Here is a 16,981-nt window from a genome sequence, read left to right as displayed (position 1 = left end):
TTGATAGTTTATATTAACTATCTTGTTAAAAAAAATGTTAACCAATGTTATTAAATAGGAAATAAATTTTTATGACACCAACACACAATATTAAAGCATCTAAACGTAGTAAGTATTTTAAAACTAAGAAAAAGGAAGATGAGAACGTAAAAAAAAGCCTTACTGAAACTCAGATGAATAGTCTGGAAAATGCCTTTAACCAACCAGATAGTAAAAAGTTACTTAAAAAATTCTCTGATTCAGAAAAAACAGCCTTCCTAAAATATATTATAAAAAAATACACCACCCTTGACGAGCAAGGAAACATTGACAAAGATATGCTTAACAAGACAGAGCTAAGCGAAGCTATCCGTCTTAAACTCGTTGAACCTGAGGCAAATCCTCAATCAGGCAATTTGCTTGATATGGCTGCTAAGGTTATTTCATCTATTCCTAAAGGGCTTGTCTTAGGGCTAATGGCCAGCGAAGCATTGAAAAGCGTTGGAGCATTTCCTACAGAATATAATCCTAATCATCAATCTGCAGAATCTCCAGAAAATTCTAATGTAGTTCATCATAGGAGTGCTCGTGACGCTTATTATAAGGTTATCAATCAAAACGCTACTCTACCAAATCAGCACTGCTTTGTACTTGAAATGGAGCAAAATTTATACAACGATTGGCTAATGTCTTCCTCTACAACAACACTATATGCTTACTGTCAGGATAAGCCTTGCGACCAAAAAGGCAATATTGTAGGAAATAAACGAAGGATTGACTCTAGCGAGTCAGCTAGTGAACTCGCCCCAGGTGCTTGGGTAGGCAAGAAATCTATAGGCCATGATAATGAAACAGTAATAACAGAATATTCCTTTGATGGACCTAAAGAAAATCCTATAGCAGGTTTTGTTACAATCGAACATACATGCCATGAACCAGCTTATCAGCTTGTAAAGGAGGCTGACCTTTTATTGGCTAAGAAGGAACCTCTAGCAGCTCTAAAAAAATACCAGGATGCTCTCGACCTACGTGAGAATTATTCTCTTGCATTGGAAGGTAGGGCTAAAGTATTAGCAGAATTAACCAAAACCACTACTGCTGAACCAACTTCTTCCACCTCTAACGAGAATTCTAGCACAACAACTACTACAGAAGCTTCTACTACTAAAGAAAATTCTTCTACTGCTATGCCGAAAGATACCAATACCCAGGCAAAATCTTCTACACCAACAGCACCACAAGACCAAACTACCCCTTCTAATGAAGAATGGACAGTGAAAGGTATAGTGGGTACTGCAGTTTCCAGTGGGGCTGCAATACTTACAGCATTGGCTGTTGCTGGTGTTCTTTACAAGAAAGGTGGCAATATTTACAATGCTTGTTTGAAGTATTTGAGTAAATCAGACCCAGAACTTAAAGATTGTAATGAGCATGGTGTATTTGAGTCAGATCAATTCATCCCAAGTAATGATAACGGTGATGCAAAGGTAACACAAGATTCATCAGTTTCACCGTCAGAAGTTTTACTGGCAGGAGCTGAGGACTCAGTAACATCAGAGGTATAAGTCGCTGAAAAAACAAAAACCGATACTATAACTAATCTACTAAGGCTCTTTATAGCCCCTCGCAATGACCTGGGTAAAACTCGTCATTGCGAGAAGCCACTTTAATTACAACAAAGCAAAAAAGTGACCAAAAATGAATTGCCACGACCACTATGTGGTCTCGCAATGACGATGAAATACTATTCAGGTTGCTATAATCATTAAACTTTTATTTTGAGTATACACTAAAAATACCCACCACTAAGCTTTTCATTTAATTTAACTTTAAAAAAATAAATATTTAAAGTAAATTATATAAGAACTTTTTAGCACACTGTTATTCACTTTTTATATAATTAAACCTTGACTTCATATATAAAGAACCTATCCTATCAATTCAGATAGTTTATTTTAACTATCTTGTTAGGTTAAATGTTAATTAATATACTAAAATAGGAAATAATTTTTATGAAAATTTTCTCTAGTTCTGCTGGACCAATATTTCTACTGGCTACTTCAGCCTTACATCCTACCGCTAATTCCTTTCCTATAGAAAGCACCACTAGTATACTCCCTAGTGATGCTTATTCTACTAGCCCAAAGGATCATACACTTTTAAGTAAGCTTGAAGGAAGTTACATTGACAATTCTGTAGAAACATTGAACCATTTTTTAAAAAAATTAAATGACTCTTTAAGTCTATCACAAAAACTATATGAAGAAGATTCATTTTCAAACACATTGGATGACGATTCTTTTAAACCATTCGACAATCTTCCTGAATGGAAGAAGTATAATACAAAATATCCCCCTTTAAACACATCTGTGGAAAGTACTATTACAGCTGAGACAGATTCTACTACTACTCCACTTGAAGTAAACTCTACTACTCCTGCGGAAAGTACCATTACAGCTGAGACAGATTCTACTGCTACTCCACTTGAAGTAACTTCTAGTATTTATGCGGAAAGTACTATTACAGCTGAAATAAATTCTACTGCTACTCCACTTGAAGTAACTTCTAGTATTTCTACGGAAAGTACTATTACAGCTGAGACAGATTCTACTGCTACTCCACTTGAAGTAACTTCTACTACTTCTACGGAAAGTACTATTACAGCTGAAATAAATTCTACTGCTACTCCATTTGAAGTAACTTCTAGTATTTCTACGGAAAGTACTATTACAGCTGAAATAAATTCTACTGCTACTCCATTTGAAGTAACTTCTAGTATTTCTACGGAAAGTACTATTACAGCTGAAATAAATTCTACTGCTACTCCACTTGAAGTAACTTCTACTACTTCTGCGGAAAGTACTATTACAGCTGAGACAGATTCTACTGCTACTCCACTTGAAGTAACTTCTACTACTTCTGCGGAAAGTACTATTACAGCTGAGACAAATTCTACTACTACTCCACTTGAAGTAACTTCTACTACTTCTGCGGAAAGTACTATTACAGCTGAGACAGATTCTACTGCTACTCCATTTGAAGTAACTTCTAGTATTTCTACGGAAAGTACTATTACAGCTGAGACAAATTCTACTGTTTCATCTACAGCATCCTCTCAAGAGCAAAACTCTAATCAAGGATTATGGTCATATTCTATAGCTTTAGGACTAACTATAATAGGGGCTGCTACTATGCTTATCAAAAATAAGTTTTGTAGTAATGAAACACAAGAAGAGTCAAATAAAGAGATGGATACGTTTGATCTATCAGATTTTTTAACTCCTGTAAACAATGTTACATTAGAACTTGATAATGTAGCACTTATGGCGGAGCCTACAGAGGATACTCAAGCATAAATGTTGTCATTTGAGCAAGTCACTCTTATTATAGAGCAAAAAAGTATCTTCACTAATATTAGTATGACTTTTTTACCGTCATCTATAGTTTATTTTCAAGGAACCAATGGTTGTGGAAAGACTTCATTACTTAGGATTGTAGCTAATATACAAAACCCAACAAGTGGCAATGTTTTGTATAAGTTATTGAATTGCAAATATTTAAAAAAACCTTATTGCAATTATATTGGACATAATCTTGGATTAAAATCTCAAATAACTGTATTAGAACATCTAAGATTTTGGTCCACAACTTACGGTTCCCTTGAAACATTAGAAGCTTCAGTACATTATTTTAAGTTATATAATATTTTGCATGAGAAATGTTACAGGCTTTCTGCTGGCAACCAAAAGAAAGTTGCCTTAGCAAAGCTCATTGCTTGCCAATCAAATTTATGGTTATTGGATGAAGTAGAAGCAAATCTAGATCAAGAAAATAAAGAATTGCTATATAATTTGATGATTTCAAAAGCAAATAATGGAGGGGTGATTTTGGCTACCTCCCACTCCAATATAGATATTAAGTCAGCACAAATAATTAATCTTGAGGATTATCTGTTGTTGAACAAATAACTTTTGATATTTCAAGAAATGAGGGTTGACTTTAGTTGTTAAAATATATATATTTTGATGTATACTTGATGGATTTCAATGTATATATTAAATGTTGAAATTATGAGATTATAGAGCGTGACAAAAATTATTAGTTCTAAATATAAGGCAAGCAGAAGACTAGGTGTAAGCCTGTGGGGCGATAGCAAAGATGCCTTCAATACAAGAAATTACCGTCCTGGTCAACATGGTCAGAATAGTATGATTAAAACTTCTGATTATGGGGTCCACTTAAAGGCTAAACAAAAGCTTAAATGTCATTATGGTCGGATTAACGAAAAACAATTTAGAAACACCTTTACTCTTGCACAAAAAATGAAAGGCAATACTGGTGAAAATTTTATAGGTCTATTAGAGAGAAGGCTTGATGCTGTTGTATACAGAATGAATATTGCCCCAACGATTTTTGCTGCAAGACAATTTGTCACCCATGGTCATATTAAGGTAAATGGCAAAAAGGTTGATATTCCAAGCATGCGATTAAAAGAAGGCGATGTCATCGAGCTAAAGGAATCAGCAAAACAAATTCCTGTAATACTCGAGACAGCTAACAAACAAGAAAATACCGTACCAGGTTATTTAACTTTTGATGCTCATTCATTGTCTGGTAAGTTCGTCAGAATTCCAGTAATTTCTGATGTTCCATACCCTTTTGAGCCAGAAGTACATTTAGTAATTGAACTTTATTCAAGATAGTGGACCAACCATCTATTAGTGAGGAAGATAGTAGGTCAACTGTCGAAAGTTAGAAGAGGAAGTGGTTTTAAACAGGGAAGTTTAAAACCTGTATGTGGTCAACGTCTATTAGCGAGGAAGACCGTAGGTTGACAAACAAATCCAGAAAAGCAACCACATCCCCTCTAAGTTTGTATTTTTCTCTATCATAAACAATTTCTGTTTTTCTATTTTTTCTGCCAGGGATAACGGTAATATTATTCTGAGACTCAAGGTTTGGTCTATTTTTATTACTATCATATCCACGATCTTGGATAACATCACATCCAACGATGTCTGCAGTTAACTCTTCTACTACAGCAATATCGTTCCTATTGCCAGCAGTTAAAAATCCTTCTATTATGTGCCATGATGTAGTCATAGCAAGATGTAATTTTGCACTCATTCCTCCTTTACTTTTTCCGTTGCTTTGCCCCCCCTTTTAAACCACACCCCACCTTCCAATAGATATAGAGGTGATAAATTCAATAAAGTGATAGACATATTAAACTGTGATATTCATAGTCTTGTAAGTTTTAGCCTACATATTGAAATATACCTGGCATAAACACAATATAAATTTTATCAGTAAGTAATTTTTTCTTAGCCAGAAGACTTGACTTAGTTGGATTAATAAAGTTATATTGTATAAGTGGATTTAAAAATATAAATTAATTTATGAGTGTTGTATGAAAAGTGGCAATGAAAATGATACAAGTTTAACCGTTGCCAATGAAGCGGTGAATAAGGTAGCTGAGGCTGTAATTACAGTGAGTGCTAATTTGCCAGCATCTTCTGCCGAGAAAAAAGATTTAGACGATATGGCTAAGATTCTAGTTGGTGCGATGAATGTCTTGGAAAAAAGTAACTCACTTCAAAATGTAACAGCTAAAGATATAAAAGAGTTGGAAGAAAAAGCTGAGAGCATTAAGAGTCGTTCGTCAATTGGTACCCAAATAAAGGCATGGTTTAAATCATGGTTCATCCCTCTCATTAATTTTTTAAAATCTCCGTTTAGTAAACAACATCAAGAAAAATTACAACAAGCAACAGAAGATTTTGTTAAAGGAACTGAGGATATACGGAAACAAACTATACAGGAACAAGTTGTGCAGGAACAAATAGCTGTAACTATTCCAGTAAAAGAAACCCCGGTGCAACCGTCTTTGGTGGGAACTCCTAAACCTCAAGTGATATCTACACCAGTACAGTTAGTAGTGCTAGAAAAAACCTCTATACAAGATGTTGTTCCAGGTGTTCCACCGCCCCCTCCACCACCACCGCCCCCGGCATTTACTACCCCACTTGATCCTTTGGCAACTCGAGGTAAGGAGAAGAAGTCAGTAAATCAAGCAGTTGCAGAACCAGTAGAGGATATGGTGAATGAATTGAAAAAAAAGCTTGAGGCATGGGTGGTAAAAGCTGGTGCAGTTGAATTTAAGCCAGACTCTCCTAAACATCTTAAAGAGTTCGCTGAATTTGACAAGCTGAGAAAAGATGAGATAACCCGCCAAACTAGACAAGACGAAATAGACACTCAAAGAATAGCAGCGGCACTGAAAGCAGAAGCAGAAAAGCAAGCAGCAAGTGCAAAAGTTCCTCCTAAGGTTGAACTTAATAAGGAAGGAGGAGTACCAATACCACCACCTCCTCCACCTATACCTGGTACAGCTGGTGTTCAACCATCTAAACCAGTAGTAAACAAACCCCCGGCAGCAGGAGCGAAGGTACAGGCGAAACCTGTTCAATTTGCTGTCGATAAGAATGCTATCATGGAAGCGGCAAAAGGCTTGAGGAAACTTAGTGAAGATTCTACCCCTATAAAACCAACAGAAAAGCCTGTGACAAATTTTAAAGCACATCTTAAACCAAGAGAGAGTAATAGTAGATAACTGCTTAGTCCAAAAGTTGTAGTAAGCGTTTACGGAAAAAGAGTTAAAGTACAATACGTCTATTAGCTAAAAGGCTTAAGCCAAGAAGCAATCCATTCCTGGTCATTTTTTGGATTGCTGCGTCGCCACAAAGCAGCTCCTCACTAATAGACGTTTGACGAGCAGATTTTTTATTCATCATAAGAAAATAGCAAAAAAACCGTGAACGTTCACAACCTAGTTTTATGATTGAAAGCTTTTTACCTTAAAACTTTTTCTATGGTAAGACGAAAGACCATGAAGGCTTATAGCGTTTAGATGCTCTTTCGTCCCATAGCCGAAGTTTTTGTGCCACATATATTCTGGAAATTCTTTGGCATATTCAAGTAATAAACGATCTCTAGTAACTTTTGCAATAATAGATGCTGCTCCAATAGAAATCGATAAATTATCGCCATTTACTATACTAATAAATCTTGGATCGTTAAATTTCATGTTACCATCTATTAATACTGTATCCGGTTTAACAGAAAGATTTGCCACTGATATAGTACAAGCCTTTTTAGTTGCTTCAAGGATATTAATTATATCTATCTCATCGTGATACACTATACCAACAGACCAAATATAATTTTGAGTTATTTGTTCATATAACAAATTCCTCCTTTCTCTAGTAAGTTTTTTGGAATCTTTGATACCATTTATGATTTTTGTTTGATCAATAATAACAGATGCAGCCACTACAGGACCAACTAGCGGTCCTCTACCAGCTTCATCTACTCCAGCTACTAATCCAATATATTTTTGTTCTAATTCAAACATAATACCTCTTATTTGTACAACTAACCTGATTAGTTTAGTATTTTTACATTAGTGGGAGTTGCCCCAATATCTAATGACAGTGGTAGGTATAGTGGGTATAGGTATACAACTCATGGGCAAATTTTGTAAGACCTATGTTGTTTGTAGCTGCTATGGCTACTATAAACTCTAACTCTGAACTGAAAGTATTTTATGAGAATCTGATCAATATAGGAAAAAAGAAAATAGTTGCACTGGTAACGTTAATGCGGAAGATCATTGTGATTGCAAACGCTAAGCTACGTGATTTAACTAGCTCCGCAGAAGCAATAAAAATTTAAACCAAATTTATTTAAATTTTTATTGCTAACATAATTGATCCATTCCTGGTCATTTTTTGGATTGCTTCGTCAACCTTACTGTCTCCTCGCAATGACTCTTGGTGACCGGATTTTTTATTCATCATAAAAAATAGTAAAAAAGATGTAGGGTACTATTATGTAATCGTTGAAATACCACATGTGTCATTACTTGAACCAGCTACTATATTTATAATTTCAGGAGCTTTAAACAATATTATAACCCCAGTTATAATAACTAGTGCCACTTCCCATTTTAATTGTCCTCTGAGAGTTTGAATTCCTAGAACAACTATACCAATAACTGCTATACCACGAGCCGTATTTCCACGAAATACTTTAATCATATTGCACAACACATTACCTACTGGATCAGCAGTAGCAGCAGCAGCAAAAACATCTGATGCTGCAATAATCAGAGCAACACTGCAAAGAACAAACAGCAAACGCAAGACAAAGTTATTATCAGACTGTTCAGAATAGGGTCTATAAATATTCATGTTTTACCTCATTAACGAATTATTAGACATGCAGCTGATTCTATATGGTAGTTTTTTACAATTCAAGGATTAATATAATAATAGTTGCAATCTAGTTGAATAATTGCCGGAGAATACAGGCTTGCGTGGTGTTTTAGTCACAATTTTTACAAGTTAGTTAATTCTAAAATTTATTTCCCAAGAACATATATAAAAGTGAATAAAAATAACCATACTACATCGACAAAATGCCAGTACCAAGCGGCAAATTCAAAACCTAAATGACCATTGCCTTTAACAAAATCACCTCTTCGTGCTCTATAATAACAAACAGTTAAGAATATAGTGCCAATTATTACATGAGTACCATGAAAACCGGTTGCTAAATAAAAATTAGAAGAATAGATACCGTCTTTAAATTTAAAAGTTGCATGATGATATTCGTAAGCTTGCATTAAACTAAAAAATATCCCCAATATTATGGTCAAACCAAGAGCTGTTACACAATCTTTCTGATTATTTTCCTCAACAGCATAATGTGCCCATGTTACTGTTGTACCAGATAATAAAAGAATCAATGTATTAATAAAAGGGATGTCAAAAGGATCAAATGTTTGAATAGATGCAGGAGGCCATATACCAGGCTTTACTACCCATACACCATCTAGCAATCCTACAGGAAAAAGACTTGCGTTAAAAAAGGATCCAAAAAATGCTGCAAAAAACATTATCTCTGACAAGATAAATAATGCCATACCTATCCTTAAGCCAATTCTTACTGGCTCAGTATGATGTTTTCCAATTAATCCCTCTTTAATTACATCTCTCCACCAGGAAGATAAACAAAAAATCACCGAAAAAATACCGACCCCAAAAACATATGTTCCAAATCGATATTGATGCATAAACATTATGCTACCAATAGCTAAAAGCAATAAGGCAAATGCAGTCAGAATGGGCCAAGGGCTGGGATCGACAAGATGGAATGGATGCTGTTTTCCTGGTACAGAAACAAAACTATTATTTTTAATAGACCCATGTAACATAAATTAAAGACTCATAAACAATTTATTGCTTGGTATATTCTATGCTATCTTCTATAAATATCAAGATATAGTCTTCAAAATAATCTTATTTTACTTGTTATAACTAACCCGATTAGCATTTATCTATAGTAAACTAACATCTATTTCTGGCGTCATTGCGAGCAAACATACGTGAGCGTGGCAATCCATGAAGCTTATTTATGGATTGCCGCATCCGCCGCAAAGCGGCTCCTCGCAATCTGATGTATCCCCACGAAATTGTTGCTACATGAAACCTAGATGTCAAGCAGTTTACGAACTATTTGACACGTGGAAAGTATAATCAAAACGCTATGTATTTTAAAAAATTTCTAATTTTGAGAATTTATTGCATTTTTTGACCTGATTAAATGTTCTTCAAACCTTGTGAAGTCTAGGGTTTACTAAAATCAATTAATTGGCAACTCGCATTATTTTGCAACAATTTCGTGGGGATACATCAGCTCGCAATGACACTTAGCGAACAGCTTTATAGACAACCCCAATTAATACACCGTATCAACATAATAATGTGCCATCTCTGACCCCCTTCCATCACAAGCTACTTCTTCATTATGGTATTCTTGAACACAGCTAATAGCATCATTAATAATATTATCTTCATGTTCAAACATTGAACTAAAAAATTTAAGAAATTTATTCTGAAAATGACTAAGTTCAGATATATTGATATTTTTAAAATTGCCATCAGCAATTAAAGGCAGGTGAGCAGACAAAGCTACAAGCTGTGCGTCATTTAATCCTTTTAAGAATACTTGCAGAACATCATATTCTTTGGGTGATAATTTCATTAAGCCTTCTTTTAAAGACTCAGCTTGCTTCTCACTTAAGTTTATCGCTAATTTTGCTTCAAATTCTTCTGATATTACGTGAGTATTAACAGTATCCTTATCTTGTCCTTTTTTGTCAATATTATAGTTCTCTTTATCCTCGCTAAGAACACTAGACTCCTCAACACTTGCATCATGAAGCTTTAAGCTTTCCTCTATAGCTTGAACATTCTTAACCAATGTTTCACATACATTTGCAATCAATTCTTTACTATCTTCGATATATTTATCAGTAGCCTTTTGTAATTTAGCCATATTCTCTGGTTTAGAATTATCTAATTTCGTAGACCCTTCTGGTACAGGAATTGAAATTTGTTTAAAATTTTTACCCAGGTCTCGTTGGACTTCTTCTGTAGCAGAGTCTTGAGCAATTTTCATTATGTCTCCTACTAGCCCATTAGCAATATGAGGTACTAGACCATCAAGGTGAGGTGGTAGAGGTGCTTTTTTTGCATGGGGTGATTTAAAGTTAATGGCAACAAGTGTCATGTTATCTAACAGCTCTCCTTGTTGATCGCGATTTAACCCACTTTTAAAATATTTTAGAGCTTCTGCCCCTGGACGATTCCAACCTACTCCCCCATCAACAAGAGTATGCTCTATACCGTTCTGATCGATAAACTTCACACCTTTAAAATAGCTAGGGGCTGCTGTAGTAGCGAGGACTGCAACTTTTGCTTTAACATCAGGAGTATTATGACTATCAAACATCTTCATAGACTTTTCTTCATTTAAGTCACAAGTAGTTATAAGAACACGACATAGAAGATCCTCAAGCTTCATATCACCTAAATGTTCGTCTAATAGTGCCTTAAAAGGTTTTTGGCTATATTTATGACTAAATATTTGCCCCATTTTTCCTGGATGATACCAGTGTTGAGGGAAAATATCAGCGGCAGCACTTTTAAATAGTTCTAAAGCTTCTTTTGCTGAAAAACGCGGTTCTGTTGATCCAGGTTCTTTAGGGATTGTTAATAAGACTGCAATTAATCCACCAACACTAGTACCAGTAATAGTCTGAAACATTTTAGATACAGGCATACCCGTTTGGCTTTCCATTTCTGCAAGTATCTTCAACTGCATAACTCCCTTGACCCCACCACCTGAAAGAGCAAGCACCGTGCCTACATTCGTAGAGGAAGGCAAATGATTCTCTGCCTCTTTGGTTATAGAACTTTTTCTAGCCATAAAATAACTCCATATGTTATATAGATTACTACATTTTGCTTAATTTTATTAGTAATGATTTTACAAAAAAGATCAAGCAATAGATGAAATAAGTTGCTAATTATTAGATAAAAATTAATTATATAGTAACAATTATGTTACTGCGAAACTAAGGGTTGACAAAACTGCAATAATATGGTAAATAAGGTTATGATATAATTGGTTGTCTAGATTTTTTTAAAGATACTTACCACAAGAAAATAAAATTATTTTACGCTTTATAAGTTGGTTAAGTTGTCTATAATCCGATTTAATTAAATTTATTGATAAGATATAGATGAGTAAACCTAAGTCCGTTTTTTTATCAGCAATTTCAGGAAATATACTAGAATATTACGATTTCACAGTATACTCAGTATTCTCACTAACGATTGGTCGTACGTTTTTTTCTGAAAGTTCAGAATTTATGCAAATAATGTTAAGTCTCTGTGTATTTGCAGTAGGGTTTGTTACTAGACCAATAGGCGGCATATTTTTTGGTTATATTGCAGATAAATATGGTAGGCGGATATCCTTGATTATTTCTATGCTTGGTATGACTATACCAACATTCACTATGGGGTTAATCCCTTCTTATTCTAGTATAGGAATTTGTGCACCTATAATATTGATTATAATGCGTCTCTTACAAGGTTTGTGTATTAGTGGCGAAGGTGCTGGAGCGGCTATTTTTATTCTAGAGCATCATCAAAATTTACGCCCAGGTTTTACAGCTGGTTTAGTAAATGGTTCAAACATTGCTGGTACATTAATTGCTATTCTTGTAGGAATTATTATTGAGCAATATTTTCATCATCTTGACTTTGCCTGGCGTTTCGCGTTTTTATTAGGTGGAGTTCTGGGGTTGGTTGGCTTTTATTTACGCCTTCGTGTATCAGAGACTCCCATTTTTAAAATGTTAGCTGAACAGAAAAAAACTTTAAAAGCTCCTTTTATCAACGTAGTAAGGACAGCTTGGAAGGCAATGTTTTTAACATTTTGTATTGGGGCAGTTGCTAGTAGTATCACATATTTAATAAAAACTTATACCAATGTGTATTACCGCGATGTTATGCATTTTGATAATACAACTGCCCTTATTTATTTATTATATGCCAACTTTATAGCAATGATATCTATGCCATTATTTGGTGGATTAACTGATATTATGGGAAAATTTAAGGTGCTAGTTTTAGTAAGTATAGCGGGCTTAATACTAATTTTACCTACTCTATTATCTATGTCATTACCGTCCATATGGCAACAAATTTTTGCTCTAACTATCTTGGGTATTCTTGGTGGGTCAATAGCTGGAACAGCCTATAGTGTCATTATAGTGTTATTTTCTCCTGAACAAAAATTTTCTGGGGTAGCTTTTAGTTACAATTTGGGTATTGCCATGTTTGGTGGCACTTCTAGTGTTATTTCGCGTTGGCTTGTTGAAGAAACAGGTTTGTTTTATGCTCCTGCTTTTTATATTATAACTATTTATAGTATATTTTTAGTTATCATTTATTTTATGAGAAATGAAATAAGACGATTAATTAAGGCTAATAACTACAAGAGAGAAATAAATTGAGAAATTATTTTTACTTAAAGTATTAGTGGAAGAAAATTTTGGGGTATAATGTAAATAAATTGGAAAAATTATGACAACTGATAAAGAAAAAACGATAACATGGTTTAGTGATTTACGCGATCAAGTATGTAGCAAATTAGAAGAAATTGAGCTTGAATATAGTAAGGCAAAAGGTTTAGAACCAGCAAAATTCATACGAACACCCTGGGATAGAAAAAGCGGTGGTGGTGGAGTAATGTCTATAATGCGTGGCAACTTATTTGAGAAAGTTGGGGTAAATATTTCTACAGTTTTTGGAGAATTATCTACAGAATTTAGTAAAAATATACCGGGTACGGAAAATAGTAGACAATTTTTTGCTACTGGTATTTCTATCGTCGCTCACCTTACTTCTCCATTAGTACCAGCAGTGCATTTCAACACCCGCTATATTGAAACTGCTAATCGTTGGTTTGGCGGTGGTGGCGACCTAACACCATTTTATCCTGATAAGAATGAGACAGCAAAATTTCATACTGCTTTTAAACAAGCTTGTAATAAACATGATCCAAATTATTATCATAAATTTACAAAACAATGTGATGAATATTTTTACTTAAAACATCGGAATGAACCAAGGGGAGTAGGAGGTATATTTTATGATTATTTAAATACCGGAGATTTTAACAATGATTTTTCTTTTACTAAAGATGTAGGACAAGCATTTTTAACAATATATCCTGAAATTGTTAGAACAAAAATGTTTCTACCTTGGAGCAAGGAACAAAAAGATTGTCAATTAGTACGTCGAGGCAGATATGTTGAGTTTAACTTATTATGTGATCGTGGTACATTATTTGGCTTAATGACAGACGGTAATGTTGAAGCAATATTAATGTCTCTGCCTCCAGAGGTACGCTGGTAGCCTATAATTTTTCAGAGGAAAGCATTGTTAAAAAAGATAAGATATACGTGAGCATTCACAGTTTTTTTGCTGTTTTTTATGATGAATAAAAAATCTATTTGCCAAGTGTCATTGCGAGGAGTCGCTTTGTGACGACGCGGCAATCCAAAAAATGGTCAGGAATAGATTGCTTCAACTACTACGTAGTCTCGCAATGACGTCTTGTACTTTTTTCCGTGAATGCTCACAGATATGCTTAATATATGACAATGCAGGACATCACATAATTTGAAAAATACAGGTTTTTCAGTATATATACTAAGTTCTGTTGACAAAATATTTTTTCAAGGATTATTTACTCATGACTAAACTTACCACTGAAGAAATTAGAAATAAATTTATAAGTTATTTTGTTGCCAATAATCATTTACACGTTCCAGCTAGTTCTCTTATTCCTCATAATGATCCTAGTTTAATGTTTGTTAATTCTGGGATGGTACAATTTAAAAACGTTTTTACCGGTCAGGAAAATAGAAATTATCAAAGAGCGGTTACTAGTCAAAAATCACTACGGGCTGGTGGTAAGCATAATGATCTTGAGAATGTTGGTTATACTGCAAGACATCATACATTCTTTGAAATGTTGGGCAATTTTTCTTTTGGTGATTATTTTAAGGAAGAAGCAATATATCATGCTTGGAATCTTTTAACCAAGGAATTTGCTATAGCTAAAGAAAAACTATATGTAACGGTTTATCATACTGATGAAGAAGCAGCTACCTATTGGAAAAAAATTGCTAATTTAAGCGATGAGCGAATTATTAAAATAAAAACCACTGATAATTTTTGGTCAATGGGAGATACTGGACCTTGTGGACCATGTTCAGAAATTTTTTATGATCATGGAGAGCAGATACAAGGCGGGTTGCCAGGAACGCAAGAGCAAGATGGTGATCGCTTCATTGAGATTTGGAATATGGTCTTTATGCAATTTGAACAAGTCGATAGTGATACTAGGATTGAATTGCCTAAAAAATCCATTGATACTGGTATGGGGTTGGAGCGTATTAGTGCTGTGATGCAAAATGTCTATAATAATTATGACACAGATTTATTTAAGGAAATAATCGCCTATACCGAGAATATAGTAAAAGTTAAGGTAGAAGGAGAGGCTAAGTTTTCTTACCGGGTTATTGCAGATCATTTACGAGCTTGTGCTTTTTTAATTAGTGATGGCATCATGCCCTCAAATGAAGGTAGAGGATATGTACTTAGGCGTATTATGCGTCGGAGTATGAGGCATGCCCATATACTTGGTAGTAGTGAACCTTTAATGTATAGACTGCTTCCTAAATTAGTAGAGATTATGGGAACAACTTATCCCGAACTGAGAAGGGCTGAGGATTTTGCCAGTAATATCCTGGAACAAGAGGAAATAAGATTTAAAGCAACTCTTGAAAGAGGTCTTAAATTACTTGATGATGAAACAAACCATCTTAGTAAAAATTCAGAGCTTTCAGGAGAAATAGTTTTTAAATTATATGATACATACGGCTTTCCTGTCGATTTAACTGAAGATATATTAAAATCTAAACAAATCTCCATTGATCTTGATGGCTTTAATAATAAGATGCAAGAGCAAAAAGATAGGGCAAGAAAATCTTGGTTAGGTTCGAATGAATCTAAAACAGATAAGATGTGGTTTGATATTAAAGCAGAATTTGGTAGTACCGAATTTTTGGGTTATTATTTGAATGAGGCGGAAGGTAAGATATTAGCTCTTATTAAAGATAATAAATTAGTTGATACTATAGAAACTAATGAGGAGAAATTTATTTTAATTAGTAATCAAACTCCTTTTTATGGGGAATCTGGTGGACAGATGGGGGATATAGGTTATATCAAATCTAACAACAGTAAAATTAGAGTAGTAGATACTGTAAAATATCTTGGTTCAATAATTGCTCATATATGTATTTGGCAGGAAGGAACCAACATTAAGGTTGGAGATAGTGCCGATTTTGCTATTGATGTCAAATATCGTAATAATTTAAGAATTCATCATTCGGCAACTCATATATTACATGCAGTATTACATCAAGTACTTGGTAAACACGTAACGCAGAAAGGATCGCTGGTAGCATATGATCGTTTACGTTTTGATATTAGTCATATGGCGGCATTAACCCAAAAAGAAATTATCTTGATAGAAGATAAAGTAAATCAGATTATTACTGATAATTCAAAAGTTACCACAACATTAATGTCAACAGACGATGCTATTAAAGCAGGGGCTATGGCTTTATTTGGTGAAAAATATGATTCTGAAGTACGGGTGGTAGCGATGAATTCGCTTGAACTAAATTCACTTGAGTTATGTGGTGGTACACATGTTACTAGAACTGGTGATATTGGGATGTTTAAAATTACCAGTGAAAATGCTATTGCAGCTGGCGTTCGAAGGATAGAAGCGGTTTGCGGTGAATTTGTCTTAAAGCTAATTAGGCAAAATGATGCAATGATTGAAAATATATCTACCGCCTTAAAAATAGGTAAGAATGAACTTATTGATAAGGTGAATAGTCTAATTGCTAGTAAGAAACAATTAGAAGATCAGTTAGTATCTCTGCAGGTCTCGATGCTTGATTTGAATATTGAACAGATTGCCAAAGAATCAGTCAATGTATCGGATATAAAGTTGGTCTATAAGATAGTACATAATATAGATAGTAAAATATTACGCTTATCTGCTGAACGAATAGTTGATAAGTCTGATAATCTTGTAGTTATATACATAGCTATGCCGGAAAAATCTAAAGAGGTTAGTGGTAGCACAGGGCATAATACTTGCAAATTATCTATTACAGTTGCTGTTAGTAAAAAAATCAGTAATAAGGTTCATGCTGGTAATTTGGCTAAAGAAATATCTATATTCCTTGGCGGTAGTGGCGGTGGTGGTCAAGCGAATATAGCTCAGGCAGGTGGTACAGATGTAAGTAAACTAGGAAAGTTACCAGATATGATAAAGGGGGTGTTATCAGAACTTTAACGGATTATAGTCAATTCAGGAGAAGTTGATGCTAGAAGCGATGGAGCGACGCCTATAAGTAATAGGCGAGTGACGAGTGACGACGTCACCAACTTCTCATCAATTGACTATAGATATATGGTATTTCTGACACAGATAC

Annotated in this window: 13 protein-coding genes and 1 pseudogene; 9 read left to right on the top strand and 5 right to left on the bottom strand. The window is 34.5% G+C overall.

The features are described from left to right. The first annotated feature begins 71 nt into the window (after positions 1-71). The 4 genes from ACFELY_RS04400 to rpsD all read left to right on the top strand — a co-directional run bounded on the left by ACFELY_RS04400 (position 72) and on the right by rpsD (position 4,682). Positions 72-1,544 (top strand): hypothetical protein, encoded by a 1,473-nt coding sequence (locus tag ACFELY_RS04400; protein ID WP_375333733.1) that lies wholly within the window; start codon positions 72-74, stop codon positions 1,542-1,544. 447 nt (positions 1,545-1,991) lie between these two features. Further along, positions 1,992-3,335 (top strand): hypothetical protein, encoded by a 1,344-nt coding sequence (locus ACFELY_RS04395; RefSeq protein WP_375333732.1) that lies wholly within the window; start codon positions 1,992-1,994, stop codon positions 3,333-3,335. Beyond that, positions 3,336-3,947 carry a heme ABC exporter ATP-binding protein CcmA gene (gene ccmA / locus ACFELY_RS04390; RefSeq protein ID WP_341759411.1) on the top strand — a complete coding sequence of 204 codons (612 nt, stop codon included), beginning with the start codon at positions 3,336-3,338 and terminating at the stop codon, positions 3,945-3,947. A 117-nt stretch (positions 3,948-4,064) separates the two neighbouring features. Continuing rightward, complete coding sequence (gene rpsD, locus ACFELY_RS04385; protein ID WP_341759412.1) at positions 4,065-4,682, top strand: 30S ribosomal protein S4; 618 nt, start codon at positions 4,065-4,067, stop codon at positions 4,680-4,682. A gap of 67 nt (positions 4,683-4,749) precedes the next feature. On the opposite strand, the pseudogene ACFELY_RS04380 reads toward rpsD, so the two are convergent. Next, positions 4,750-5,124 (bottom strand): annotated as a pseudogene (locus ACFELY_RS04380) (transposase); the annotation flags it as partial. 265 nt (positions 5,125-5,389) lie between these two features. On the opposite strand from ACFELY_RS04380, the gene ACFELY_RS04375 reads away from it, so the two are divergent. After that, the gene (locus tag ACFELY_RS04375; RefSeq protein ID WP_375333731.1) at positions 5,390-6,592 is read left to right on the top strand and encodes a hypothetical protein; all 1,203 of its coding nucleotides are present in this window, start codon (positions 5,390-5,392) and stop codon (positions 6,590-6,592) included. A 222-nt stretch (positions 6,593-6,814) separates the two neighbouring features. On the opposite strand, the gene ACFELY_RS04370 is transcribed toward ACFELY_RS04375, so the two are convergent. After that, a complete protein-coding gene (locus ACFELY_RS04370; protein WP_341759414.1) occupies positions 6,815-7,393 on the bottom strand; it encodes a ribonuclease HII in 579 nt (192 codons plus the stop codon). Between the two features lie 134 nt (positions 7,394-7,527). Here ACFELY_RS04370 and ACFELY_RS04365 point away from each other — a divergent pair, with 134 nt between their 5' ends. Next, positions 7,528-7,713, top strand: a complete 186-nt coding sequence (locus tag ACFELY_RS04365; RefSeq protein WP_341759415.1) for a hypothetical protein — start codon at positions 7,528-7,530, stop codon at positions 7,711-7,713. A 155-nt stretch (positions 7,714-7,868) separates the two neighbouring features. On the opposite strand, the gene ACFELY_RS04360 is transcribed toward ACFELY_RS04365, so the two are convergent. The 3 genes from ACFELY_RS04360 to ACFELY_RS04350 form a co-directional block, all read right to left on the bottom strand. Further along, positions 7,869-8,231: a TrbC/VirB2 family protein gene (locus ACFELY_RS04360; RefSeq protein ID WP_375333730.1), complete on the bottom strand. Its 363-nt coding sequence runs from the start codon at positions 8,229-8,231 to the stop codon at positions 7,869-7,871. A 170-nt stretch (positions 8,232-8,401) separates the two neighbouring features. Then, positions 8,402-9,256 (bottom strand): cytochrome c oxidase subunit 3, encoded by an 855-nt coding sequence (locus ACFELY_RS04355; protein ID WP_341759417.1) that lies wholly within the window; start codon positions 9,254-9,256, stop codon positions 8,402-8,404. Positions 9,257-9,780: 524 nt separating this feature from the next. Then, a complete protein-coding gene (locus tag ACFELY_RS04350; RefSeq protein ID WP_375333729.1) occupies positions 9,781-11,313 on the bottom strand; it encodes a patatin-like phospholipase family protein in 1,533 nt (510 codons plus the stop codon). A gap of 316 nt (positions 11,314-11,629) precedes the next feature. On the opposite strand from ACFELY_RS04350, the gene ACFELY_RS04345 reads away from it, so the two are divergent. The 3 genes from ACFELY_RS04345 (at position 11,630) to alaS (ending at position 16,842) form a co-directional block, all read left to right on the top strand. After that, the gene (locus tag ACFELY_RS04345; protein WP_375329978.1) at positions 11,630-12,910 is read left to right on the top strand and encodes an MFS transporter; all 1,281 of its coding nucleotides are present in this window, start codon (positions 11,630-11,632) and stop codon (positions 12,908-12,910) included. A gap of 70 nt (positions 12,911-12,980) precedes the next feature. Continuing rightward, positions 12,981-13,814: an oxygen-dependent coproporphyrinogen oxidase gene (hemF, locus tag ACFELY_RS04340; protein WP_375333728.1), complete on the top strand. Its 834-nt coding sequence runs from the start codon at positions 12,981-12,983 to the stop codon at positions 13,812-13,814. A 340-nt stretch (positions 13,815-14,154) separates the two neighbouring features. Then, complete coding sequence (gene alaS, locus ACFELY_RS04335) at positions 14,155-16,842, top strand: alanine--tRNA ligase (protein WP_375333727.1); 2,688 nt, start codon at positions 14,155-14,157, stop codon at positions 16,840-16,842. The last annotated feature ends 139 nt before the right edge of the window (positions 16,843-16,981 follow it).

The organism is Candidatus Tisiphia endosymbiont of Xenochironomus xenolabis, from assembly GCF_964264705.1.
GTDB lineage: Bacteria > Pseudomonadota > Alphaproteobacteria > Rickettsiales > Rickettsiaceae > Tisiphia.
The sequence above is the reverse complement of the archived record's forward strand: the minus strand, read 5'-3'. Positions and strand labels throughout refer to the sequence as shown.